This window comes from Streptomyces sp. CNH287, assembly GCF_000424825.1.
On the sequence record NZ_AUKQ01000005.1, the window covers coordinates 185,117 to 207,432 of the forward strand.

The window sequence follows — 22,316 nt, forward strand, 5'->3', positions numbered from 1 at the left end:
GTCAGGCGCACCCAGAGCTTGGTGCTCGCGGCCTAGGGGCGTCGTCGACAGTGCAGGAAGAGCTGGATCTCTGGAGGTACTTCCGTGCTGGCCGGGGCAAAGGCATAGGACTCCTCACCCGCGATCTCGAAGCCCGCGTCGCGTACGATCCGGCGCAAATCGTCCCGAAGATAACCGGACACCCGGATCGTGTTACCCAGGAACGGTATCGAGAAATCGTTCACATCCGCTTCCACCATCCCCAGCGCCAGCGGACCACCCGCGCGCAGCTGCCCGTGGAGCATACGCAGCGCGTAGGGGATCTCCACCTGGGGGAGCATGAGCAGGGCGAAGAAAGCGGCGATGCCGTCGAACGGGCCGAGGTCCCGGCGTTCCAGATCCGCGATGTCCACGCGGTGGAACTCCGCCTCCGGCACGTGCCGGCGGGCGAGGTCCAGCATGACGGGCGAGAGGTCCGTACCGACGACGTGGTGTCCGGCGTCGACGAGCTGACGCGCGGTGGGCAGGCCCGTACCGCAGCCGAGGTCGAGCACCCGGGAGCCGGGCGGAAGCTGCTTGGCCAGCCAGGTGCCCGCGAGGAGCTGGCCCTCCTTGTGCGGGAAGGCCTCGTCGTAGCGGTCGCCGATCGCGTCGAACGCCTCCGCCTGCCCGCTGCGGTCCAACTCGGACCGGTCGTAGTCGTCGTACGCTCCCGGTCCGTCAGTGCTGCCCATGGGAGGGCTCCTCTCTGGCCACATGCCAAGTCCCCGGGCGGGGAAGGGAGTTGTGCGGCAGCTTTCTTCCGGAGGTTGATCCTACGTTTCCTTGAGGGGGGCGCATCAAGAGGTGCCGTGAGGTTGTCGCACGGCTGTGATCGGGGAAGCGGCTCATGGTCCGGACCTTCCTTCCGGCGCCGGGAGCGCTCCCAGATCCGGCGGCTCCGCTCGCGGCGCCGCGGCCGGGGAGCGGTCCCAGTCCTCCGGGAGCCGGGGCACCGGCCAGCGCGGGTCGGGGCGCCAGTGCTCCCAGCCGTCGGGGAAGGGCGACCGCCAGGCGCGGATCTCCGCGACGGCGGCCTGCCCCGCCGCCCGTATCCGCGCGGCCTGCGCCGCGTCCAGCAGGCCGGCCTGCTGGGCCTGGGCGAACTCGTCCTCGTCCTGCCACTCCCAGGCGCCGTCCGGGGTGACGGTGATGTCCAGGAAGTGGTCCTCGGAGTCGACGCCCCCCGACCAGCGCTCGCGTGGCTCCTCCAGATTCACGTAGTAGTTCTTGAACCGCCAGCCATGCTCCCAGAACAGCCAGACCGACCACGGGGCGCCGGGGCGGGCCAGCTTCAGCACCCCGGTGCCGAGCCACCACGCACGCGCGCTCCGGCGGGGCCTGGTGTAGCGCGTGGCGAGCGGCTCCCGGTGCACCGGGGTGCCGTCCGCCATCTCCGGCCGCACGCACATGGTGCCGGGCGCCAGCCAGACCGCGAGCAGCTGCGCGGTGTCCTGGACGACCGTCACGGGGCGGCAGATGTGCGGATGGCCGGCGCCGTTCGCGCGGTAGCGCCACAGCACGTGCTCGCCGGGCTGCCAGCCGGCGGCGGGCGAATCGCCCGGACCGTCCGCCCGGGGTCCCACCGTGTCCGCTGTCATGAGCAGAGCCTAGTAGGACCCGCGGGCGCCCGCCGTGACCCGTGCCGCAGGGCACCCGTTCGGGTGCGGGAGCCGGGCTGGTACGGCACGTCGCGCGGCGGAGTGCGGTATGGGGGCGACGCGGCGCGTGAGGGAGGAGTCACCCGCGGTGCTTCCGGGCCCCGCCCGCGCCTGACGTGAGCCTCATGGACGCGTCATACCCAGCACGTCCAGCGCCTCGTCCAACTCGGCCAGCGTCAGCTCGCCCCGCTCGACATGGCCCGCGTCCAGCACGGCCTGGCGGATGGTCTTCCGCTCGGCCAGCGCCTTCTTCGCCACGGCGGCGGCGCTCTCGTACCCGATGAAGCGGTTCAGCGGGGTGACCACGGAGGGCGAGGACTCGGCGTACTCGCGGGCGCGCTCGGCGTTCGCCGTGATGCCGTCGACGGTGCGGTCCGCGAGCAGCCGGGAGACGTTCGCCAGCAGCCGGACGGATTCCAGGAGGTTCCGGGCCATCACCGGGAGCATCACGTTCAGCTCGAAGTTGCCCGCCGCGCCGGCTGCCGCGACCGTCGCGTCGTTGCCCGTGACCTGCGCCGCGACCATCAGGGCGGCCTCCGGGACCACCGGGTTGACCTTGCCCGGCATGATCGAGGAGCCGGGCTGGAGGTCCGGCAGGGCGATCTCGGCCAGGCCCGTACGGGGGCCCGAGGCCATCCAGCGCAGGTCGTTGCAGATCTTGGTAAGGCCCACCGCGATCGTCCGCAGCTGCCCGGACGTCTCGACCAGGGCGTCCCGTGCGCCCTGCGCCTCGAAGTGGTCCCGCGCCTCGGTCAGCGGCAGGCCGGTGCTGCGGGCGGTCTCCGCGATCACGGCGGCGGAGAAGCCGGGCGGGGTGTTGATGCCGGTGCCGACCGCCGTGCCGCCCAGCGGCAGCTCGGCGAGCCGGGGGAGGGCGGAGAGCAGCCGCTCCACGCCGTACCGCACCTGGGCGGCGTAACCGCCGAACTCCTGGCCGAGGGTGACCGGGGTGGCGTCCATCAGGTGCGTACGCCCCGACTTCACCACGGACGCGAACTCGCCGGACTTGCGCTCCAGCGCCGCCGCCAGGTGGTCCAGCGCGGGGATCAGGTCGCGGGTGACGGCTGCCGTCGCCGCGATGTGCAGGGAGGAGGGAAAGACGTCGTTGGAGGACTGGCTGGCGTTCACATGGTCGTTGGGGTGGACGGGGGCGCCGAGCCGCTCGGTGGCGAGCGTGGCGACGACCTCGTTCATGTTCATGTTGGACGAGGTGCCGGAGCCGGTCTGGAACACGTCGACGGGGAAGTGCTCGTCCCACCGGCCGACGGCGACCTCCTCGGCCGCCGACCGCACCGCCTCGGCCAGCTCCGCGTCCAGCACGCCCAGCTCGGCGTTGACCACGGCCGCCGCCGCCTTGATCCGCGCCAGGGCCTCGATGTGCGCGCGCTCCAGGCGCTGCCCGCTGATGGGGAAGTTCTCCACGGCCCGCTGCGTCTGCGCCCGCCACTTGGCGTGCGCGGGCACCTGGACCTCGCCCATGGAGTCGTGCTCCGTACGGAATCCGCCCGGGGCGGTGGCCGCGGCGACGGGTGCGGGTGGGGCTGCGGGGCTGCCCTGCCGGGCACGCTGGTCGTGATCGGTCATGACCCGAATCTACTTGCCGGGTCCGACAACCGCGCCGCCGCCGGGGGCCCGTACCGCACTCGCCGCCCGCGGGCCTACCCGGCCGGACGGACGGGGATGGAGGTCACGAACGGCTGCGCGGGGCCGGGGTCGGTGAAGAAGTCGTTGCCCTTGTCGTCGACCACGACGAACGCCGGGAAGTCCGCCACCTCGATGCGCCAGACCGCCTCCATGCCCAGCTCCTCGTACTCCAGCACCTCCACCTTCTTGATGCAGTCCTGGGCCAGCCGGGCGGCCGGACCGCCGATGGAGCCGAGGTAGAAGCCGCCGTGCGCGGCGCAGGCGTCGGTGACCTGCTTGCTGCGGTTGCCCTTGGCGAGCATGACGAAGGAGCCGCCCGCGGCCTGGAACTGCTCCACGTACGCGTCCATCCGCCCCGCCGTCGTCGGCCCGAAGGAGCCGGAGGCGTAGCCCTCGGGGGTCTTGGCCGGACCTGCGTAGTAGACGGCGTGGTCGCGCAGGTACTGCGGCATGCCCTCGCCCGCGTCGAGCCGCTCCTTGATCTTGGCGTGCGCGATGTCGCGGGCGACGACCAGCGGGCCGGTGAGGGAGAGGCGGGTCTTGACCGGGTGCCGGGACAGCTCGGCGCGGATCTCGTCCATCGGCCGGGTGAGGTCGATGCGCACCACGTCCCGCTCGGCGGCTGCCGCCTCGGCGGCGCCCGTCGCGCCGGACGCGCCGGTCAGGTCGGACGCCGTGGTCTCCGGCAGGAAGCGCGCCGGGTCGGTCTCCAGCTGCTCCAGGAACACGCCCTCCGCCGTGATCTTCGCGAGCGCCTGCCGGTCTGCGGAGCAGGACACGGCGATCGCGACCGGGCAGGACGCGCCGTGCCGGGGCAGCCGCACCACGCGCACGTCGTGGCAGAAGTACTTGCCGCCGAACTGCGCGCCGATGCCGATGCGCTGGGTCAGCTCGAAGACCTGCTGCTCCAGCTCCTTGTCGCGGAAGCCGTGCCCGGCGGCGGAGCCCTCGGCGGGCAGCTCGTCGAGGTAGTGGGCGGAGGCGTACTTGGCGGTCTTGAGCGCGTATTCGGCGCTGGTGCCGCCCACCACGATCGCCAGGTGGTACGGGGGGCAGGCGGCGGTGCCCAGGGAGCGGATCTTCTCCTCCAGGAACCTCATCATCGACGCCTCGTTCAGCACCGCCTTCGTCTCCTGGTAGAGGAAGGACTTGTTGGCGCTGCCGCCGCCCTTCGCCATGAACAGGAACTTGTAGGCGTCGCCGTCGGCCGCGTACAGCTCGATCTGGGCGGGCAGGTTGGTGCCGGTGTTCTTCTCCTCCCACATGGTCAGCGGGGCCAGCTGGGAGTAGCGCAGGTTGAGCCTGGTGTAGGCGTCGTGGATGCCGTGCGAGAGGGCTTCCTCGTCACCGCCCCCGGTCAGGACCTGCTGGCCGCGCTTGCCCATCACGATGGCGGTGCCGGTGTCCTGGCACATCGGGAGCACGCCGGCGGCGGCGATGTTGGCGTTCTTGAGCAGGTCGAGCGCGACGAAGCGGTCGTTGGCGCTGGCCTCCGGGTCGTCCAGGATGCGGCGCAGCTGGCTGAGGTGGGCGGGGCGCAGGTAGTGCGAGATGTCGTGCATCGCCTCCGCGGCGAGGGTGCGCAGCGCCTGCGGCTCGACGCTGAGGAAGGTGCGCCCGTCCGCCTGGAAGGTACGGACGCCCTCCGAGGTGACCAGCCGGTACGGCGTGCTGTCCGGGCCCTGCGGCAGCAGCTCCGTGTAGGCGAACGCCGGCCGGGCCGGGCTGGGGGTGGCGGGCATCAGGCATCTTCCTCTCGGCGGTGAGCGCGTCTCACAGGAGGGAAGCGTAGAACGGCCGGGCGACAAAGCGTGATCCGGGGTAGTCGCGATCTATCGCGTCTGGGTACGCTGGCCGGGTGAATGACTCTCCGCCCGACCAGGGCCCTGCCGCCAGCCTCGAGAAGGCGGCGGAGGCGGCGCCCGAGAAGCAGCAGGGGGCAGCCGCCCCCGCGCCGGTGGCCGCGCCCGCCCCGGCCCCCGCGCCGGCGGGCGGCTCCGGCCGCGCCGCCGCGGCGGACGTACGCGCGTCGGACGCCGACCGCGACCGCGTCGCCGACATCCTGCGGGAGGCGCTGGCCCAGGGGCGGCTGGACACGGAGGAGCACTCCGAGCGGATCGACGCGGCCTACTCCGCCAAGACGATGGGCGAGCTTGAGCCGCTCGTCCGCGACCTGCCCGAGGCGGGTGTGGGCGCCGCCCAGGCGCCACCGCTCACGAGCGACTCCCCGGCCGCGGGTGCGGCCAGCGACAACGCGGTGGCCATCTTCAGCGGTGCGACGCGCCGGGGCCGTTGGCGTATCGGGCGCAAGACCAACGCCTTCGCCTGCTTCGGCGGGATCGAGATCGACCTGAGCGAGGCGATCTTCGAGCAGCGGGAGATCGTGATCAACGCCACCGCGATCTTCGGCGGGGTCGAGATCAAGGTTCCGGAGAACGTCACGCTGCGCGGCAAGGGGACGGGGATCTTCGGCGGCTTCGACGTGAAGTCGCAGGATTCGACGGACGTGGACGCGCCGGTGGTGCTCGTGAAGGGCTTCGCGATCTTCGGCGGCGTCGAGGCGCGGCCCAAGCGGGGCAAGCGGCTGCGCAACCTGCACAGGGGGCACTGACCGGCCGCGGCGGGGTGCGGGGGCGCGCTGCGGCGCGCGGCTCCCGGCGGCGCTCCGGAGCACTTGCGCGCACGCGGAGCGGGCGGCGGGCGTGCGACACCTGAAGGTTCGCGGGCCCCGTTCCCGGCGGCGCCCGGTGACCGGTCGCGGAAGTGAACTCCCCGGCGGTGGGCGGCGCGTGGGCCGCCACCGTGTGCATAAGCGTGCGCACAGCGGGTAGGGCTCGGGCATCGTCTCTCGTACGGCAGCAGTGCGATCTGCCGTGCGCAGCAGGACGGGTGAAGGTGCCTCAATCGACAGATCGACCCGCCGTAGCCGTCTCGTCAGGAGTAGACCGTGCTGCAACCGCCGCATCAGTCACTGCAGGCCGCCAGAGTGACCGCCCCGAGCGCTCCCGCGCGTGGCGATCACGCTGGTCCCTGGCACACGGAGGCTGTCTGCCGCCGGGACGAGGCGGGGCTCTTCTTCGCCCCGTCCAAGGAACCGACCGCCGCCCGGCTCTCGCGCGAGCAGGCGGCCAAGCGGGTGTGCGCCGGGTGCCCGGTGCTCGTCGAGTGCCGTGAGCACGCGCTCGTCCAGCCCGAGCCGTACGGCGTCTGGGGCGGCCTGACGGCGGCCGAGCGGCGGGTGGTGCAGGCGCGCAGACGGCGGGCGGCGGCTGCGGCGGCGGCTGCGGCGGTGGAGGCACCGCCCGTTCGCCGGATCGCCTGACGTCGGCCCGCTGATCGCCTGACGGCGCCTGCCGCCGCCCGGCTTCCCGGCGCGCCCGTACGGACCCCCGCCCCGACCTGGGGCTCGGGGCTGTCCGGTGGGTCTTCCCGGGCGGGCGTCGCCCGGTGCCTGTGCCCTGCCGCGCCGTGGGCGTCGCGGGCGCCGCGGGCCGCTCCGCAAAGATCCATCGGACAGGCCCTGGTGCGCGTGCGGGCCCTGCCGTGCGAGCGGCCGTGCGTCAGCGGCGGCGGAGGCCGTCGAGGAGCAGGCGCAGGGCGTGCGTGGTGGCATCCAGCGCGGGGGTGCCCGTAGGCGCCTCGGCCTCCGGTGCGGCGCCCGGCTCGGTGTCCGGCTCGGCGGCGGGGGAGCGGGCGAGCCATACGGCCGCCTCGTTCATCGCACCGGACAGCAGCCGGGTCAGCGGCTCCACCGGCTGAGGCGCGATCACCCCGGAGTCGATCAGGGCTGCCAGCGCCTCCGCGAGGTGGCGTGCGGAGGACGCCTCGTCGGCCGCGCGCCACTCGTTCCAGCCCAGCACGGTGGGCGCGTCGACGAGGGTGATGCGCTGGATCGCCGGGTCCGAGCCGGCGGCCAGGAAGGCCTGGCAGCCCGCGAGGAGTTGCTCCCAGGGGTCGTCCCGTGCGTCGGCGGCGCGCGCCACCCGTTCGGCCACGTCTTCCTGTGCTTCCGCGAATACCGCGCGGAAGAGACCGGCCTTGCTGCCGAAGTGGTGGTACGCGGCGCCCTTCGTGACCCCGACGGCGCGGGCGACCTCCTCCAGCACGACCCCGTGGTAGCCGTCCTCGGCGAAGCGCCGCCGCCCCTCCGCCAGCAGTGCCCGCCGGGTCTCGGCCCGCTGCTCCGCCCTGCTCGCCACCTGCGGTCCCCTCTCGTCCGAGCCTCGGGGCCGGTCGGCGCGCCCGTTGACATACCCGGGGTATGTTACTAGCCTCTTTCACATACCCAAGGTATGTGAAACCTGCGGAGGAGAGTCCCATGCACACCCAGCTCGACAGCTTCTATCCTGTGATCTGCGTGCGCGAGGTCGCCCGGTCCCGCGCCTTCTACACGGAGCACTTCGGGTTCGAGGTGGTCTTCGAGGCGGACTGGTACGTCAGCCTCCGCCGCCCCGAACCGCCGCACTACGAACTGGCGCTGCTCGACCACACCCACCCGACGCTCCCCGAGGGCTTCCGTGCCCCCGTCGGCGGGCTGCTCCTCAACTTCGAGGTAACCGACGTGGACGCCGAGCACCGCCGCCTCGTCGGCGCGGCCGGGCTCACCGAGGCGCTCCCGCTGCGCAGCGAGGACTTCGGCCAGCGACACTTCATCGTGGCGGCCCCGGAGGGCGTGCTCGTCGACGTCATCACCCCGATCCCCCCGGCGGAGTCCTTCGCCGCGCAGTTCGCCGAGCCGCCCTCCGCCTCCTGATGCCCGCTGCCGGACAGGCCCTCAGAGCAGCACGGCGCCGAGCGCGAGGACGACGGCCAGTGCGGTGAGCCCCTGGATCAGCGTGGCCGCCGTATGGGCGCGGTACGCGGTCTTGACGTCCATGCCGGAGAACTGCGAGACGACCCAGAAGTAGGAGTCGTTGACGTGGCTCACCACCATGGCACCGGCTCCGATGGCCATCACGGCCATCACCTGGCCGATGGGGATGGCGCCGAGCGTCCCGTCCAGGCCCAGCGCGGGCAGCAGCGGCTGCGCGAGGGTGGAGGTGATGATGAGCGCGGCGGTGCTGCTGCCCTGTGCGGTCTTGAGCAACGCCGCGATCCCGAACAGCACCAGCAGCGAGGTCACGCCGCCCAGCGCCGAGCCGTCCCCGATCAGCGTGCCGATGTAGTCGGCCAGCGGGGTGCCCTTGATCACCGCGCCGAACGCGCCGCCCGCGCCCGTGATGACGAGGATCGGCGCCGCGTCCACCAGCCCCTCCGAGACCCAGGTGGTGAGCGCCTTGGCGTCCAGCCGGGGCGGGAGCAGCGTGAGCGCCAGGACGACGCCGATCAGCAGCGCGTTCACCGGCGCACCCAGGTCCTTGAGCAGACTGCCGAAGGCGCCGTCGACCAGCGTGGAGTCCCCGGAGGGGAAGGCGGCGACGGACCCGGCGGCCATCAGGGCGATCGGTACGAGGATCGGGGCCAGCGCCCGGCCGAGCCCCGGCAGCCGCTCGAACTGCTCCTTGTACTCCTCGAACGACTCGTGCAGTTCGGGCAGCGCGCTCTCCAGGTTCTTGGTGTGGCGCAGCGCCCAGTACAGCCCGGCCAGCGCGGCGGCCAGCGAGACGGGGATGCTGAAGAGGATGACCCACACCAGGCCGTCCGCCCCGATGCCGACGTTGCCGGCGGCGGCGATCGGGCCGGGCGTGGGCGGTACGAAGGTGTGCGACGCGTACAGCCCGGTGGCCAGCGCCGTGCCCAGCACGACCGGGTTCTTGCCGGTCTTGCGCGCGATGGAGCGCTGGAGCGGCGAGAGCACCACGTAGCCGGAGTCGCAGAAGACGGGGATGGAGACCGTCCAGCCCATCACCGACATGGCGAGGGCCGGGTGCCGTTTGCCCACGACCTTGAGCACGGCCTCGGCCAGGGTGACGGCGGCACCCGTGCGCTCCAGCACCTTGCCGATGATGGTCCCGAAGAGGATCACCAGGCCGATGCTCGCGAGGATGTCGCCGAACCCCTGGGCGACGGTGCCGCCGAGATTGTCGACGAAGGGCTTGTCCGCGCCGGTCGCGGCACCGATGCCCATCGCCGCGAGTCCGAAGCCGTACGAGGCGATGACGATGGCCAGGAAGGGGTGCAGCCGGAAGCGGCCGCACAGGAGGATGATCAAGCCGATACTCATCGCGAGGGCGACGAGCAGGAACGGTCCTGCGGTGCTCATGGAACTCCTTGCGTGCGGGACGGGGTGTGTCCGTGGTGGCCGGGGCCGACGGCCGGGGCCGAGTGTCCGGAGGGGGACCTTCCGGACAACACGGGCGGGGGACGGGGAACGAGGGGACGGGGGACGGGAAGGGGCGGGCGGGTGCAGCCGTGCCGGTCAGCCGAGGCGGAGCCGTACGACCTGCTCCGCCGCGTCCGACAGCAGGGGCTCCACCGCCCCGGTCATCGCGGCCAGCGTGCGCGGGCCGTCCGCGATGCTGAACGCGGCGGTCAGTCCGGCCGCGTGCAACTCCTCGGCGGGCAGCGCCACCTGGCCGGCGAGCGCCACGGCGGCGATGCCGCGCCGCCGGGCGAGCCGCGCCACGACGGAGACGACCTTCCCGGCGGCGCTCTGCCGGTCCAGCCGGCCCTCGCCCGTGATGACCAGGTCGGCGCCCTCCAGTGCCGCGGCCAGTCCGACGGTCTCCGCCACCAGGTCGCAGCCGCGTACGGGCTCCGCCCCCAGCGCGGCGACCAGGCCGCCGCAGGTGCCGCCGGCCGCCCCGGCACCGGGCAGGTCGTGCACCCGGACGCCGAACTGGTCGGCGAGCACGTCCGCATACCGGCCCAGCGCGGCGTCGAGCTGCCGCACCTGCTCCGAGGTGGCGCCCTTCTGCGGCCCGAAGACCGCGGCGGCGCCGTCCGCGCCGAGCAGCGGGTTGGTGACGTCGCAGGCGATCCGGAACCGGGTCTCCAGGACGGAAGCCGGTACGGAGCCGCTGTCGATCCGGGCGAGAGCGGCCAGGGCGGCGCCGCCCGCCGCCAGTTCGGAGCCGTCCCCGGCCAGGAAGCGGAAGCCCAGCGCCCGGAGCAGGCCGGTGCCGCCGTCGGTGCTCGCGCTGCCGCCCACGCAGATCAGCACGTCGCGGGCGCCCCGGCGGATCGCGTCGGCGACCAGTTCGCCCGTACCCGCGGTGTGGGCGCCCAGCGGGTCCAGCTCGTGCGGTTCCACCAGCGGCAGGCCCGACGCGGCGGCCAGTTCGACGACGGCGGACCGGCCGTCCGCCGACAGCACGTAGCGCGCCGGAACGGTACGCCGCAGCGGCCCGGTGACGTGCAGGGACACCTCGCGTCCCCCGGTGGCGTCCAGGACGCAGTCCAGCGTGCCCTCGCCCCCGTCCGCCATCGGCACGCGGGTGACCTCGGCGTCCGGACGGGCCCGGCGCACCCCCCTCTCGATCGCGGCACACACAGCCGCGGCGGGGAGACTGCCCTTGAATGAGTCGGGAGCGATGACGACGCGCACAGTGGATGAGGCCCTTCGGGAAACAGGAGGAACCAGCACACTCCGGAGACGAATGAGCCGTGTGAGCACTGTAGGAACCGCCCCGCGTGCAGGACATTGGCTCGGCAGACAAAGTTCACCCGCGCTTTGTCCGGTGCGCCTGTGCGCGGTGCACAACCGCTCGCGGAAGAACGCCGGAGCGGCGGTGTCAGTCGGGCTCGGACAGCTCCAGCAGATGCAGCGCGACCTGGAGCACCACCGCGTCCTGGAAGGCGCGCGGGTCCCGCCGGGTGAGGTACTCCACCCGCCCCAGGCGGTAGGCGAGGGTGTTGCGGTGCACGTTCAGCGCGGTCGCCGCGTCGCCGACGTTCCGGTCGTGCGCGAAGTACACCCGCAGCGTGTGCCGCAGCTCCTCGGTCAGCGGGCCCAGGATGCGCGCCGCCGCGCCCTGCCGCGCCTCGGGGTCGAGCCGGGCCAGCAGGACGGGCAGCTCCAGGTCCGACAGACGCACCTCGCCGCGCAGCCGCCGCCGCAGCGCGAACCGGGCCTGCGCGGCCAGCTCCAGGAGCGCGGGGAAGTCGTCGGCACGCCCGGTGTCCAGGAAGCCGGTGTCACGCTCCGCCGCGCACAGCGCCGAGAGCCGGTGCCGCAGCGCGACCCCCGCACTGCCGCCCGCCAGCACCCACAGCACGCCGTTCGTGTCGGGGGCGATGAGCGTCGCCGCCTCGTTCGCCTCCAGCCAGCGGTACCGCTCCGAGGGGTCCCCGCGCTCGCCCGGGGGCTCCTGGCCCGGTCGCGCCGCCACCCCGTCGACCACGAACAGGTAGTAGGGAGGATCGACCCGGCAGCCCGCGAGCTGCTGCCGCTGCCGCCAGCCCGCCTCGGTCAGCTGCCCGGCACGCAGGTCCTCCACGATCTGGAGCCGCACGCGGTGCCGCCAGCCCGCCTCCCCCAGGAACGCTTGCTGTATCACCATCAGCTCGGCCATCCTCGCGATGGCCTGCGCGATCTCGCCCACCTGCGCGGGCTCACCGCTCACCCCGACGACGCCCACGACCTCGTCGCCCAGCCGCAGTGGCAGGTTGACCCCGGCCTGGGTCCCCGTGAGGCCGCGCGCCTCCTCACTGGTCACGGACAGGAGGCGTCCCGCCCGCAGCACCCGCAGCGCGCCCTCGTGCAGGCCGCCCACCCGCGAGCGGTCGCTGCTGGCGATGATGACGCCCTGGTCGTCCATGACGTTCACCCGGACACCGAGCCGATCGGCGATGTCATCCACGATGGCCTGAGCCGCGACGCCGTCAATCACGCGGCCACCCTACGCCGCCCCACCACCGCGCACCGGCGATCACCTCGCGGCCTGGAGGCCGGGTTCTGTCTGACAGGAGACGAGGTTCAGGAGCCGTTCCCTGGGGCGACCAGCCGTTCGTGCGCGGAGCCCGCCGCTCACAGCCCGCCGCTCACAACGGCCAGGCACTGAACAAATCGCCGGGGCCGTAGGCGGCATCGAGGCCCGGAGAGTCCACACCGCTTCGCGAGACCGCCACGACTGGTACGGGTTCGGCGGTGAGAGCGGCCCGGTGGCGATGAAGCGCTGCCATGTCGTGCCGGTCGAAGGGCGATTGCTCATGACACAACGCGCATGTTGGTAACGTGCAGGTGAGTATCATGCTCACCCTCTGTCCGGCCGACTGTGGCTCGGGGTCACCGGTCGCGCACGTGCCCCCGGCCGAGACGGCCGCCATGCCCCTCAGCGCGCCGCCCGATCTGATCTGCGACTGAAGTACGCGCCCGGGGTGGTGCCGGTCTCACGTCGGAACGCCGCGACGAACGCGCTGACCGTCTCGTAGCCGACTCCGCGCGACACGCGATGGAGCGGCTCCCCGGCGGCCAGGGCGGGCAGCGCCGCCTGGATGCGAACGAGGGTGCGCCAGCGGCCGAACGGCATGCCTGTCTCGGACAGGAACAGCCTGGCGAGTGTGCGCCCGGAGGTGCCGACCCGGCGCCCCCACGCATCCACCGCCAGCCCGCAGGCCGGATCATCGAGCAGCTCCTCGGCGACCTGACGGGCGCGCGGGTCTGCGGGGAGCGGAGCATCGAGGGCGGTAGCCGTCACCGGCCGGAGCAAGTCGAGGAGCACCGCCTCACCGCGCGCCCGGTGCTCGGCGCCGAGGTCCGGATCGTCCAGGTAGTCGATCAACTCGGCGAGCAGCAGCGAGACGTGGACCGGCTGGACCGAGGCCCATTGCCCCGGACCGGCAGGCGGCGATGTCGGCAGGTACAGCGAGGTCATCGTGGTGTGGCTGGCCGAGATGACGACGTGCGGCACTCCCGGCGGAATCCACAGGGCGCGCGTGGTGGGCAGGACCCACCGTCGGGATTCCACGTCGACCGTCAAGGCACCTCGGGAGGCCCAGGCCAGCTGATGTGTCCGGTGGCTGTGCTGGGTGAACCGCGTCCCCGCCGGCATGAGGAACGTACTGATGGAGACGAGCGCGCCAACCTGTCCGTTTCGCGACATAAGTTGGAAGGTTACGGCCTTCTGGACAGTGGCACCGCTCCCTAGCGTTCTCGTCATGAACACCAACCACGCTGAACTGTGCGCGAGCCCGGAGTGGGCCGCCCATCTGCACGACGAGGTACTGCCGCTGGCCGTCGCGCGTGCCGATCTCGGGAACGAGCTGCTGGAGGTCGGCCCCGGCCCGGGAGCGGCGACCGAATGGCTGCGGACCAAGGTCGACCGCCTGGTGGCTGTGGAGATCGAAACCGAGGCGGCGTCGCTCCTTGCCGATCGATTCGCCGGTACGAACGTAGAGGTTCGCCGAGGGAGCGGCACCGCGCTGGAGTTTGCCGACGACTCCTTCGACTCCGCCGCGTCGTTCACGATGCTGCATCACGTACCGACAGCGGCTCTCCAGAACCTCCTGCTCGCAGAGGTCCTCCGGGTACTCAAGCCAGGCGGGGTCCTGGTCGGGGCCGACAGCCTGGCGAGCCTGTCACTGCACGCCTTCCACGAGGGCGACACCTACAACCCGGTGGAGCCGGCCGTACTCCTCGTACGCCTTCAGACGCTGGGCTACGTCGACATCACCCTCGGCGTGGGCGGGCGGCTGACGTTCTCCGCGCACAAGCCTTCCGCCCCGGCCGAGCAAGCCGCCTGACCCGGCCCGCCGGGTGCAGCCGCAGGCGGAGCCCGCCCGCGCGGAGGTCCTCGCTCTCCTCCGCGCAGCCCCGACGGAGTGAGGGACTCCGGCACTCTGGGGCATTCCCCGGGCTTCGGCTCGGCCTCGACTGCACCATCGGGTCTGATCAGCAGGACGAAACACGCCACAGCACGAAACCTGGCACGACCGGTCTGCCACCGACCCTGGGCTGGGCCGGGTCGGTGGCCCCCTGCCCGGCAGGCGTCCCATCACCCGCGCCGCCGTCACCCGCTCCCGCTACACGTTGAAGCGGAACTCCACCACGTCGCCGTCCTGCATCACGTAGTCCTTGCCCTCCATGCGGGCCTTGCCCTTGGCGCGGGCCTCGGCGACGGAGCCCGTTTCGACCAGGTCGGGGAAGGAGATGACCTCGGCCTTGATGAAGCCCTTCTGGAAGTCCGTGTGGATCACACCGGCGGCCTCCGGGGCGGTGGCGCCCTGCTTGATGGTCCAGGCGCGGGACTCCTTGGGGCCTGCCGTCAGGTAGGTCTGGAGGCCCAGGGTGTTGAAGCCGACGCGGGCGAGGGTGGCCAGGCCCGGCTCGTGCTGGCCGACGGTCTGGAGGAGTTCGAGGGCCTCGTCGTCGTCCAGTTCCGCGAGGTCGGCCTCCAGTTTGGCGTTCAGGAAGACCGCCTCGGCGGGGGCGATCAGGGCGCGCTGCTCGTCCTTGAACGCTTCGTCCACCAGTTCGTCCTCGTCGACGTTGAAGACGTAGATGAACGGCTTGGTCGTGAGCAGGTGCAGTTCGTACAGGGCGGCGGCGGCCTCCGTGCCCTGGGCGATGCCTGCGGAGAAGAGGGTGCGGCCGTCCTCCAGGATGGCCTGGGCCTCCTCGACGGCCTTCACCTCGGCCTGCCGGTCCTTCTTCACCCGGGACTCTTTCTGGAGCCGGGGGAGGGCCTTCTCGATCGTCTGGAGGTCGGCGAGGATCAGCTCGGTGTTGATCGTCTCGATGTCGTCGCGCGGGGAGATCTTGCCGTCCACGTGCACGACGTTGTCGTCCTTGAACGCCCGGATGACCTGGCAGATCGCGTCCGCCTCGCGGATGTTCGCCAGGAACTTGTTGCCCATCCCCTCGCCCTTGCTCGCCCCGCGCACGATTCCGGCGATGTCGACGAAGTCGACGGTGGCGGGCAGGATCTTCTGCGAACCGAAGATCTCGGCCAGCTGCGTCAGCCGGGCGTCCGGGATGCCGACGACCCCGACGTGCGGGTCGATGGTGGCGAACGGGTAGTTGGCCGCCAGCACGTTGTTCTTGGTCAGAGCGTTGAACATGGTCGACTTGCCGACATTCGGCAGACCGACGATTCCGATCGTGAGCGACACGTGACGACTTCCCGTAGCGGATGGAACTGGGCGGACCGGCCCAGCGTAGGCGAGCCGATCCACCAGTCTACGGGCGTCGTCCGCACGCCCACGACGGATCAGGCGCCCGGCCGAGGCGGTCTCCGACGCGGTGCGGCCCGCAGGACACGGTCACGATCTGTCGAACGGGTGCCCGGCGGGCAACTCCTGCGTGTTCATGCCGAGGTTTCACGGGGGTTGCGGCCTAGGTTGGTGCGGTGGAGCAGCACAGCACAGGCGTGTCCCAGCAGAGCGAGCCGCAGGCGGTGCCCGCCGCCCGCCGGCCGAGACCGCCGTGGCTTCCGCGCCCCGTACGGGCGGTGCGGGGCGGGGCGGGCGCGGGCGGCGGCGCTGACCGTGACGGACGGGCCGGCCGTGAGGGCGGGGAGACCGGCGACGCGGCACGGGTCGGCGAGGCGACCCGGCGGCCACGCGCGCCCCGCCCACCGCGTCCCGCCGCGGCGCGGGCGTCGTCCCGCGGCCCGGCGCGGGCCGGGAGTGCCGGGCTGCGTGCTGGGTCCCCGGCCTACCGCACGCTGTCCCGCCTGCCCCATGGCGAGCGACTCGCCGACGCGTTCTCCCGGCTGCCGAGCCCGCGGCTCACGGCGCTGGGCTGCGGGCTGCTCGCCGTGCTGGCGATGCTGCTCATCGGCGGCCTGGACGCGTTGCTGCTCGACTCCCCGGCCACGTACGGCGTCTTCTTCCTGCTGGTCAGCGCCGCCAGCACGCTGTGGGTGCGCCCTGCGGACCTGCTGGCCGCACCCGTCTCGGCACCGCTGGCCTTCGCCGCCGGGCTGCTCTTCACCAGCCCCGGCTCGGACGGCTTCGGCGGCACGATGATGGGGCTCGTCTCCGGGCTGTCCCTCCAGGCGGGCTGGGTCTACGGCGGGACGCTGCTCGCGGGGCTGATCGCGTTGGTGCGGCGGGTGGCGTACGTGCGCCGACGGCGGGCGGAGCGGCGGGTGCGCAGCGCGGCGGGCAGCCCGCCGCCGGGCACGGGGACCGCACGTCCGGCGGTGCCGGGGGCGTCCGGGACGGCGCACGTTCCCTGACGGCTGTCCCGCCATGCCTGGCGGGCGGGCGATGGCAGGTAGGGCACCTCTCACCTCCTGGCTTCGTCGGGCGGGGCCCCGGCGTTGTCGGGAACCTCCGCACACCTCCCACATCCACAGCCAGGCGGCGTGCGTGCGGGGCGTCGCGCGGGGTGACCCTGCCCGACGCGGCACCAGGTCTCGGGCAGGGGCCTGTCTCGCTGTGCTGCCGGAGTCGTCCAGCTCGGGCGGGCGCCGCGCGTACGCGGTGCGCCGCCGGGGGCCGGGGAGGTCCGGGTACCTGGCCCCCGGGCGGGGCAGCCGTGGCGGCTCGCGCCGCGGCGTGCGTCCGCGCGACCAGGCTCAGGCGCGGGAGCCCGTCTTCTCGGCGGCTTCGGCGCGCAGGTCCCGGCGCAGCTCCTTGGGGAGCGAGAACTGCACGTGCTCGTCGACGGGCTGGACGAGCTCCAGGTCGTCCCAGCCGCGCTCCTTGAGCCACTCCAGCACGCCGTCGATCAGCACGTCCGGCACGGAGGCGCCGGAGGAGAGGCCGACGGTCCCGACGCCGTCGAGCCACGCCTCGTCGATCTCGCTCGCGTCGTCGATGAGGTGGCCCGCCCGCGCGCCGTGCTGGAGTGCGGTCTCCACGAGCCGCACGGAGTTCGAGGAGTTCTTGGAGCCGACGATCAGGACGAGGTCCGACCCGGCCGCCACCTGCTTGATCGCGGTCTGGCGGTTCTGCGTGGCGTAGCAGATGTCGTCGCTGGGCGGGCTGAGCAGGTTCGGGTAGCGGCTCTGGAGCGCGTTGACCGTCTCCATGGTCTCGTCGACCGAGAGGGTGGTCTGGGAGAGCCAGACGACCTTGTCCGGGTCCCGCACCTCGACGTTCCGCACGTCCTCGGGGCCGTCGACCAGCGTGATGTGGTCGGGCGCCTCGCCGCTGGTGCCGATGACCTCCTCGTGGCCCTCGTGGCCGATCAGCAGGATGTCGTAGTCGTCGGCGGCGTAGCGGACGGCTTCCTTGTGCACCTTGGTGACCAGGGGGCAGGTGGCGTCGATGGTGGCGAGGCCGACGCGCTCGGCCTCCCGGTGGACCTCGGGGGACACGCCGTGCGCGGAGAAGATGACGATCTCGCCCTTGGGCACCTCCTCCGTCTCCTCGACGAAGATGGCGCCCTTCTTCTCCAGCGTCTGGACCACGTACTTGTTGTGCACGATCTCGTGCCGGACGTAGATGGGGGCGCCGTACTGCTCCAGCGCCTTCTCCACGGCGATCACGGCGCGGTCCACCCCGGCGCAGTACCCGCGGGGAGCGGCGAGCAGGACACGGCGGCCGGAGGAGTGACGCGTGGCGTCCCCGGCCTGGGCGGCGGCGGGCCGGCGGGCGGGAGTTGCAGTCATGCCGTCCATCGTACGGGCCGTGCGTACCGGAGTGTCCGGGCCTCTCTGCCGTAGCGGGGGGACTTTCTGCGGCAATGTGGACATCATGTCCGAAGACGCGAAGTCCGGGCCGGACGAGGGTCTGCGCCGCTCGCTCACTTTCCGGGACCTCGTGGTCTACGGGCTACTGTTCATCGCGCCCATGGCCCCGGTCGGGGTCTTCGGCGCGCTGGACGCCAAGAGCCACGGCGTGGTGCCGCTGGTGTACGTCGTGGCGACGGTGGCGATGGCCTTCACCGCGTACTCGTACGCCCGCATGGTGCGGGTCGTGCCGCAGGCGGGGTCCGTCTACGCGTACGCGGGCCAGGGGCTGGGGAAGGGCGCCGGTTTCACGGCGGGCTGGATGGCGCTGCTGGACTACCTGCTGATCCCGGCCGTGGCGTACCTCTTCGCGGGGATCGCCATGGAGGAGCTGGTGCCCGCCGTCGACCAGTGGGTGTGGACGGTGCTCGCGGTCCTGGTGACGACGGCGCTCAACCTCGCCGGGGTGCGTACGGCGGCCGCCGTCGGCTTCGTGGTGCTGCTGCTGGAGATCGCGGTGCTGGTGCTCTTCGTGGCGGCGGCGCTGGTGGTGCTGGTGCGCGAGGGGCCGGAGCGGGACTGGCTGACCCCGTTCAGCGGGGACCGGGACTTCTCGCCGCGCGCGGTGCTCAGCGCGGTCTCGGTCGCGGTCCTCTCCTACCTGGGCTTCGACGCGATCGCGAACTTCGCGGAGGAGGCCAGGGGCGGGGCGGCCGGCGGGGGAGGCGCCGACGGCCAGGGCGCGCGCACGTCGCCCTCGCCGGTGGCGCGTGCGCTGGTGGGCTGCCTGGTGCTGGCCGGGGTGCTGTTCGTCGTGCAGACGTACCTGGTGACGCTGCTGGCCGAGGACTCCTCGCGCCGGCTGGCCGAGCATCCCCAGGAGCAGGGCGCGGCCTTCTACGTGGCGGTGGAGGAGGCGGTCGGCGGGTGGCTGCACACCGCGGTCGCGGCAAGCAAGGCGCTGGGCGCGGCCTTCGCCGCGCTGGCCGGGCAGGCGGCGGCGGGGCGGCTGCTCTTCGCGATGGCGCGGGACGGCAGGCTGCCCCGGCCGCTGTCGCGGGTGGACCCGTCGAGCCACGTGCCGCGCCGGGCGCTGCTGCTGTCCGCCGTGGTGACGATGACCGCCGCGGTGTGGGCGTCGCGGGCGGTGAACGGGCTGGACCAGCTGGTCTCCCTGGTGGACATCGGCGCGCTGACGGCGTTCGGCATGCTGCACCTCTCGGTGATGGGCTACTTCGGGGTGCGGCGGCTCGGCGACGGCCCGGTGAGCGTGGTGCGGGACTGGGTGGTGCCGCTGCTGGGCCTGGCGATCACGGTCGCCGTGATCGCCACGGCCGACCGGCACGCGCAGCTGCTGGGCTGCGCCTGGCTGGCGGCCGGTCTGCTGGTGCTCCTCGCCCAGCGCGGCGACCGGGCGGGGCCGGGTGTCGGTGACAGGCCGTAGCCTCGGAGGATGGCTCTGCACACGTCGGCCGACGCGCCGATTCCCGTCGGCAAGGTCTCGCAGCTCATCGGTGACTGGGTGCACCGGCTCGGCACGGTCTGGACGGAGGGGCAGATCACCCAGCTCAACCGGCGCTCCCCCAAGAGCTGGGTCTACCTGACCCTGCGCGACCCCGCGCAGGAGATCTCGGTCAACGTCGTCTGCCCGCCGGACGTCTTCGCGGAGGTGGCCGAGACCGTGACACAGGGGTCCCGGGTCGTCGTCGCGGCGAAACCCTCCTGGTACGCGCCGCGCGGCACCCTCTCGCTGCGCGCCTCGCAGATCCGCCCGGTGGGGGTGGGCGAGCTGCTCGTACGACTGGAGCGGCTCAAGCGCGCGCTGGAGGCCGAAGGGCTGTTCGATGCCGGGCGCAAGACGGCGCTGCCGTTCCTGCCGCAGTGCATCGGGCTGGTGACCGGCCGCGCCTCGGACGCCGAGCGGGATGTCCTGCGGAACGCCACGCTGCGCTGGCCCGCCGTCCGCTTCGAGGTGCGGCAGGTCGCCGTCCAGGGGGTGCACGCGGTGCCGCAGGTGATCGGCGCGCTGCGGGAGCTGGACGAGAATCCGCAGGTGGACCTCATCATCGTGGCGCGCGGGGGCGGCAGCCTGGAGGACCTGCTGCCGTTCTCGGACGAAGGGCTGGTGCGCGCGGTGGCGGCCTGCCGTACGCCGGTGGTCTCCGCGATCGGGCACGAGCGGGACGCCCCGCTGCTCGACCACGTCGCGGACCTGCGGGCGTCCACCCCGACCGACGCCGCGAAGCGGACGGTGCCGGACGTGGAGGAGGAGCGCGAGCGGGTGCGGGTGCTGCGGGAGCGGGGCTGGCGCGTGATGACCGGCTTCCTGGAGCGGGAGGAGCGGGCGCTCGCGGAGGTGCGCAGCCGTCCCGCGCTGGCCGATCCGCACCGGGTGATCGAGGACAGGGAGGCGGAGACCGGCTTCCTCACGGACCGGGCGCGCCGTACGTTCGGCCACCGGCTGGAGCGTGCGGAGGACGATCTCGCGCACACCAGGGCCCGGGTGGTGGCGCTGTCACCGGCGGCGACGCTGGAGCGGGGGTACGCGGTGCTCCAGCGGGCGGACGGCGCGGTGATCCGCAAGCCGGCCGAGGCCGGGCCCGGCGAGCGGCTGCGGGCGCGGGTGGCCGAGGGCGAGTTCGGGGTGACGGTGGAGCCGGGTGCCTGACTGCCCGGTGTGCAGCCCTTGGGCGGCTCCGCGGTGCGGGCAGGCCGTGGGCTCGCGAGTGCGTCGGGGATGACAGAGGCAGCCTTTAGCCTGGGCGGATGACGACGGATGAAGCGGTGACGGATGAGGCGGCCGGGCCCGCGCCCGGGTCCACGCTGAGTTACGAGCAGGCGCGCGGCGAGCTGGTGGAGGTGGTGCAGCGGCTGGAGGCGGGCGGTTCGACGCTGGAGGAGTCGCTGGCCCTGTGGGAGCGGGGCGAGGAGCTGGCGCGGATCTGCCGCGAGTGGCTGGAGGGCGCGCGGGCGCGGCTGGACGCGGTGCTGGAGGCGGGCGCGGCCGGTGCGGGGGAGGGCGGCGACGGGGAGCCCGATGCGGGGTGAGCAGGGCGCGGGGCGAGCAGGGCTGTGGCCGGGATGCGCGGCAGGGCATGGGTCCTAGTTGATTGAAATCTTAACTAAGTTCCTCTAGGGTGAGTGGTGCCAATTTGAACTACCCCCACGCGTGAGGCAGCACAGCATGGCACTCGCCCTCGACCCCGCCGCCCAGGATCTGCTCTTCCGGGAGGCCCGCACCGCCAACACGTTCACCGACGAGCCGGTGACCGACGAGCAGCTCCGGGCGGTGCACGACCTGGTGAAGTTCGCCCCCACGGCGTTCAACCAGTCGCCCCTGCGGGTCACCCTGGTCCGCAGCCCGGAGGCGCGCGAGCGGCTGGTGCGGCAGATGGCGGAGGGCAACCGGCCCAAGACGTCCACCGCGCCGCTGACCGCCATCCTCTCGGTCGACCTCGACTTCCACGAGCGCCTGCCGGAGCTGTTCCCCGCCGCGCCGCACCTCAAGGACGCGGTCTTCGGCGAACAGGGCCCGCGCGAGGCCGCCGGCACCTTCAACGCCTCGCTCCAGGCGGGGTACTTCATCCTCGGTGTACGGGCCGCCGGGCTCGCCGCCGGTCCGATGACCGGTTTCGACGCCGCCGGCATCGACAAGGAGTTCTTCGGCGACGGCAGGCAGCGGACGCTGGTCGTCGTCAACATCGGCAAGCCCGGTCCGGACGCCTACCGGCCGCGCTCGCCCCGGCTGTCCTACGAGGACGCCGTCACCACCGTCTGAGCGGCGGCGCCGGGACGGCGGACGGCGGGCACCTGGCGGCGCGCGGGTCCACGGCCGGGGCGGACGCGCGTCCGCCCCGGGTCAGACCTCCTGGCCGGCGCTCGGCTCCGCCGTGGCGCCGCTCGCGCTCGGTGCCGGGCTGGGGCTGGTCTTCTCCGCCTCGAGCGCCCCGGCCATCTTCCGCAGCTGCCCCCAGGGCGCCGTCCCGGTGACCACGGTCGTCGACCCGGCCTCCGTACGCACCAGCGCGTCGTACTTCGCGCCCTCGTAGCGCGCCCACTCGTCGCCGTTGATCCGGACCGACTTCCCCGTCTCCGCCGCGCCCCGGGTGACCTTCTCGACAAACGGGCCCACCTGGCCGTCGCTCTGCTCGACCGCCACGTACTCCTGGTCGGGGTCGAGGAAGCCCAGGTGCCAGGCGATCTTGCCCGCCTCGTCGGCCTCGTAGCTCACGGACGTCGCGCGCCACTGCTTCGAGAGGCCCTCGGGCGCCGCCACCGGGTACGGTGCCGCGCGCCGCGCCGTGTTCAGCTCGACCTCGTAGCTGACCGTCCGGACCGGGTCGTCGTCCTCCTCGTGGGGGATGAACAGATAGATCACGCCGGCGGCGAGGGTGATGACGATGAGCGAGAGCACCATGTCCCGCACTGTCTGAGTGCCGCGCTTCTTGTCTGCTGCCACGTCCCCATCGTCCCCTATGCCCTCCCGCGTCCG

The 22,316-nt window shown here is 72.9% G+C and carries 21 protein-coding genes and 1 pseudogene; 9 read left to right on the forward strand and 13 right to left on the reverse strand.

Features of this window, described 5'->3' with window-relative positions:
• Window positions 1-32 precede the first annotated feature (32 nt).
• The 4 genes from H299_RS0107195 to H299_RS0107210 form a co-directional block, all read right to left on the reverse strand.
• Window positions 33-713 (reverse strand): class I SAM-dependent methyltransferase, encoded by a 681-nt coding sequence (locus H299_RS0107195; protein WP_027747866.1) that lies wholly within the window; start codon window positions 711-713, stop codon window positions 33-35.
• A 153-nt stretch (window positions 714-866) separates the two neighbouring features.
• Window positions 867-1,619 carry a cytidylyl-2-hydroxypropylphosphonate hydrolase gene (fomD, locus tag H299_RS32660; RefSeq protein WP_051262204.1) on the reverse strand — a complete coding sequence of 251 codons (753 nt, stop codon included), beginning with the start codon at window positions 1,617-1,619 and terminating at the stop codon, window positions 867-869.
• 183 nt (window positions 1,620-1,802) lie between these two features.
• Entirely contained in the window at window positions 1,803-3,263 is a 1,461-nt protein-coding gene (locus tag H299_RS32665) for a class II fumarate hydratase (protein WP_078512533.1), read from the reverse strand.
• A 74-nt stretch (window positions 3,264-3,337) separates the two neighbouring features.
• On the reverse strand, window positions 3,338-5,065 hold the full coding sequence (locus H299_RS0107210; protein WP_027747867.1) for a fumarate hydratase: 1,728 nt from the start codon (window positions 5,063-5,065) through the stop codon (window positions 3,338-3,340).
• 215 nt (window positions 5,066-5,280) lie between these two features.
• Between H299_RS0107210 and H299_RS32670 the strand changes: the two genes are divergently transcribed.
• Together H299_RS32670 and H299_RS0107220 are read left to right on the forward strand one after the other, a co-directional pair.
• Complete coding sequence (locus tag H299_RS32670) at window positions 5,281-5,934, forward strand: DUF1707 and DUF2154 domain-containing protein (protein WP_037758254.1); 654 nt, start codon at window positions 5,281-5,283, stop codon at window positions 5,932-5,934.
• A gap of 336 nt (window positions 5,935-6,270) precedes the next feature.
• The gene (locus H299_RS0107220) at window positions 6,271-6,645 is read left to right on the forward strand and encodes a WhiB family transcriptional regulator (protein ID WP_027747868.1); all 375 of its coding nucleotides are present in this window, start codon (window positions 6,271-6,273) and stop codon (window positions 6,643-6,645) included.
• Window positions 6,646-6,883: 238 nt separating this feature from the next.
• Here H299_RS0107220 and H299_RS0107225 read toward each other — a convergent pair whose 3' ends face one another.
• Window positions 6,884-7,522: a TetR/AcrR family transcriptional regulator gene (locus H299_RS0107225; RefSeq protein WP_027747869.1), complete on the reverse strand. Its 639-nt coding sequence runs from the start codon at window positions 7,520-7,522 to the stop codon at window positions 6,884-6,886.
• Between the two features lie 119 nt (window positions 7,523-7,641).
• Between H299_RS0107225 and H299_RS0107230 the strand changes: the two genes are divergently transcribed.
• Window positions 7,642-8,076 (forward strand): VOC family protein, encoded by a 435-nt coding sequence (locus H299_RS0107230; protein WP_027747870.1) that lies wholly within the window; start codon window positions 7,642-7,644, stop codon window positions 8,074-8,076.
• A gap of 21 nt (window positions 8,077-8,097) precedes the next feature.
• On the opposite strand, the gene H299_RS0107235 is transcribed toward H299_RS0107230, so the two are convergent.
• From H299_RS0107235 to H299_RS0107250, 5 genes and pseudogenes are all read right to left on the reverse strand, one after another.
• Window positions 8,098-9,525, reverse strand: a complete 1,428-nt coding sequence (locus H299_RS0107235) for a GntP family permease (protein ID WP_027747871.1) — start codon at window positions 9,523-9,525, stop codon at window positions 8,098-8,100.
• A 156-nt stretch (window positions 9,526-9,681) separates the two neighbouring features.
• The gene (locus tag H299_RS0107240) at window positions 9,682-10,878 is read right to left on the reverse strand and encodes a glycerate kinase (RefSeq protein ID WP_486587176.1); all 1,197 of its coding nucleotides are present in this window, start codon (window positions 10,876-10,878) and stop codon (window positions 9,682-9,684) included.
• Between the two features lie 118 nt (window positions 10,879-10,996).
• The gene (locus H299_RS0107245; protein ID WP_027747873.1) at window positions 10,997-12,094 is read right to left on the reverse strand and encodes a sugar diacid recognition domain-containing protein; all 1,098 of its coding nucleotides are present in this window, start codon (window positions 12,092-12,094) and stop codon (window positions 10,997-10,999) included.
• A 151-nt stretch (window positions 12,095-12,245) separates the two neighbouring features.
• Window positions 12,246-12,413 (reverse strand): annotated as a pseudogene (locus tag H299_RS40280) (ATP-binding protein); the annotation flags it as partial.
• Between the two features lie 122 nt (window positions 12,414-12,535).
• Window positions 12,536-13,306: a helix-turn-helix transcriptional regulator gene (locus H299_RS0107250; protein ID WP_027747874.1), complete on the reverse strand. Its 771-nt coding sequence runs from the start codon at window positions 13,304-13,306 to the stop codon at window positions 12,536-12,538.
• Between the two features lie 55 nt (window positions 13,307-13,361).
• Between H299_RS0107250 and H299_RS32675 the strand changes: the two genes are divergently transcribed.
• Window positions 13,362-13,946, forward strand: a complete 585-nt coding sequence (locus H299_RS32675) for a class I SAM-dependent methyltransferase (RefSeq protein WP_037758102.1) — start codon at window positions 13,362-13,364, stop codon at window positions 13,944-13,946.
• 279 nt (window positions 13,947-14,225) lie between these two features.
• On the opposite strand, the gene ychF is transcribed toward H299_RS32675, so the two are convergent.
• Window positions 14,226-15,314 (reverse strand): redox-regulated ATPase YchF, encoded by a 1,089-nt coding sequence (gene ychF / locus H299_RS0107260; protein ID WP_027747875.1) that lies wholly within the window; start codon window positions 15,312-15,314, stop codon window positions 14,226-14,228.
• A gap of 236 nt (window positions 15,315-15,550) precedes the next feature.
• Here ychF and H299_RS40285 point away from each other — a divergent pair, with 236 nt between their 5' ends.
• Window positions 15,551-16,384, forward strand: coding sequence for a DUF6542 domain-containing protein (locus H299_RS40285; RefSeq protein ID WP_158692286.1), 834 nt, complete (start codon window positions 15,551-15,553; stop codon window positions 16,382-16,384).
• Window positions 16,385-16,726: 342 nt separating this feature from the next.
• Here H299_RS40285 and H299_RS0107270 read toward each other — a convergent pair whose 3' ends face one another.
• Window positions 16,727-17,764, reverse strand: a complete 1,038-nt coding sequence (locus tag H299_RS0107270; RefSeq protein ID WP_078512580.1) for a 4-hydroxy-3-methylbut-2-enyl diphosphate reductase — start codon at window positions 17,762-17,764, stop codon at window positions 16,727-16,729.
• Between the two features lie 85 nt (window positions 17,765-17,849).
• Between H299_RS0107270 and H299_RS0107275 the strand changes: the two genes are divergently transcribed.
• The 4 genes from H299_RS0107275 to H299_RS0107290 all read left to right on the forward strand — a co-directional run bounded on the left by H299_RS0107275 (window position 17,850) and on the right by H299_RS0107290 (window position 21,602).
• A complete protein-coding gene (locus H299_RS0107275) occupies window positions 17,850-19,268 on the forward strand; it encodes an APC family permease (protein ID WP_027747877.1) in 1,419 nt (472 codons plus the stop codon).
• A gap of 9 nt (window positions 19,269-19,277) precedes the next feature.
• Window positions 19,278-20,492, forward strand: a complete 1,215-nt coding sequence (xseA, locus tag H299_RS0107280) for an exodeoxyribonuclease VII large subunit (RefSeq protein WP_027747878.1) — start codon at window positions 19,278-19,280, stop codon at window positions 20,490-20,492.
• A gap of 98 nt (window positions 20,493-20,590) precedes the next feature.
• The gene (locus H299_RS0107285) at window positions 20,591-20,872 is read left to right on the forward strand and encodes an exodeoxyribonuclease VII small subunit (RefSeq protein WP_078512535.1); all 282 of its coding nucleotides are present in this window, start codon (window positions 20,591-20,593) and stop codon (window positions 20,870-20,872) included.
• A gap of 136 nt (window positions 20,873-21,008) precedes the next feature.
• Window positions 21,009-21,602, forward strand: coding sequence for a malonic semialdehyde reductase (locus H299_RS0107290; protein ID WP_027747880.1), 594 nt, complete (start codon window positions 21,009-21,011; stop codon window positions 21,600-21,602).
• An 81-nt stretch (window positions 21,603-21,683) separates the two neighbouring features.
• Here H299_RS0107290 and H299_RS0107295 read toward each other — a convergent pair whose 3' ends face one another.
• The gene (locus tag H299_RS0107295; RefSeq protein WP_027747881.1) at window positions 21,684-22,283 is read right to left on the reverse strand and encodes a DUF4245 family protein; all 600 of its coding nucleotides are present in this window, start codon (window positions 22,281-22,283) and stop codon (window positions 21,684-21,686) included.
• Window positions 22,284-22,316: the final 33 nt, after the last annotated feature.